At 56.8% G+C, this 1,183-nt stretch carries 1 protein-coding gene; it reads right to left on the bottom strand.

What is annotated here, in order from left to right; all coding sequences use genetic code 11:
• Positions 1–302 precede the first annotated feature (302 nt).
• The coding region (locus AC1D1P_RS23810) for a glycoside hydrolase family 12 protein (protein ID WP_477674712.1) at positions 303–1,183 on the bottom strand (881 nt) is incomplete at its 5' end.

Raw genomic sequence — 1,183 nt, forward strand, 5'->3', positions numbered from 1 at the left:
GCACGCCAGAGCCACTGCTTCTTGCCATTGATGGCCACCACACATTCGTCGAGATGCCATTTGTCGCCAGCGCGTTGCATGAAAAATGCAGTGGATAGGGTTGCCTCGTCCAAAGTCTGATCCATGCAACAAACCGGCCGCAGCTCAGCCATGACCGAACGCGATACAGAACGTCCGCGGGGCTGGTGTGGCGGGAATGTGTCCATTACGGCCGCGAGCGAGACGGTAAGCGGCAAGCTAGGCCGTCAGTCAGCGTGGCTCATTGGCATAAGCGCATCTCACCTTGCGCCCCGCGCCGATCTTCACTTCGAGGTCACAAACCAGTTGTTGAAATTGAAGTTCTTTCCCCCCGGGGACGAGGTAATCTCGACGCCGTATTGGACGCTACCGACTTTTATGTCGCCAAAGTACCCCTTCGACTTGATCCACTGCAGGATACTCTTGATGTCCACTGTCCCGCTGTTGGTCCGCGAAGTGCGCAGCAGTGAGATGACCTTGTGACCATCGGGCCCTTCACCTTCAAACACGTTCCAAGTCGCTCCGTCTACATTGACATTGCTGTAGACCGGAATGGCCGCCCCGGAAGGGGCATAATGATATGAAATGGGCTTAACGTTGCCGCTCCCGTCCGAGTTTCCGGTGTAGTTTGTCCAGAGCATTATCTCATGCTTGTTTGAGCTGTCCCAGATATCGTAGGCGACATCCCAGGCGCCGCCAGTGGGAACTTCCTGATTGAAGCTCGAGCTCAGAGTGTTGATTGAACTGAGCGGTTTCCCGATATTGAAAGCCACGTGCGGGTAGCTCTTGATGCCAGGAGTATTAGGCTGGTCCGACCACACGCTCCACCGGTTGACTCCACTCACCGAAATCGTCTGAGGCCCAGGGCGCGGGCCCCATACGTCGTTGTTCCAAGAGTAGCCATCGCGTGAAAAGCTTCCGTATGGAGCGTCCGAACTCCAAATCGGAGCCTGTGCCGATACAAGCGCGRCAGATGATAATGACCCGGCTCCATTCGCGGCCTGCCTAAATAGATCATGATCCTCCTGTGTCCGGACGTCCGCACTGATGAAAGGGGCATTCGCCTTGCTGGCGATGGCGCTCACCCGACGTTTGAGCACCAGGAAACCGAGATCCTCAATAAGCCCAGCGCGGCGCTTGGCGAAGGTGTCAGGCGCGGCGTCAT

This window comes from Polaromonas sp. P1_E1_2 (assembly GCF_056406035.1).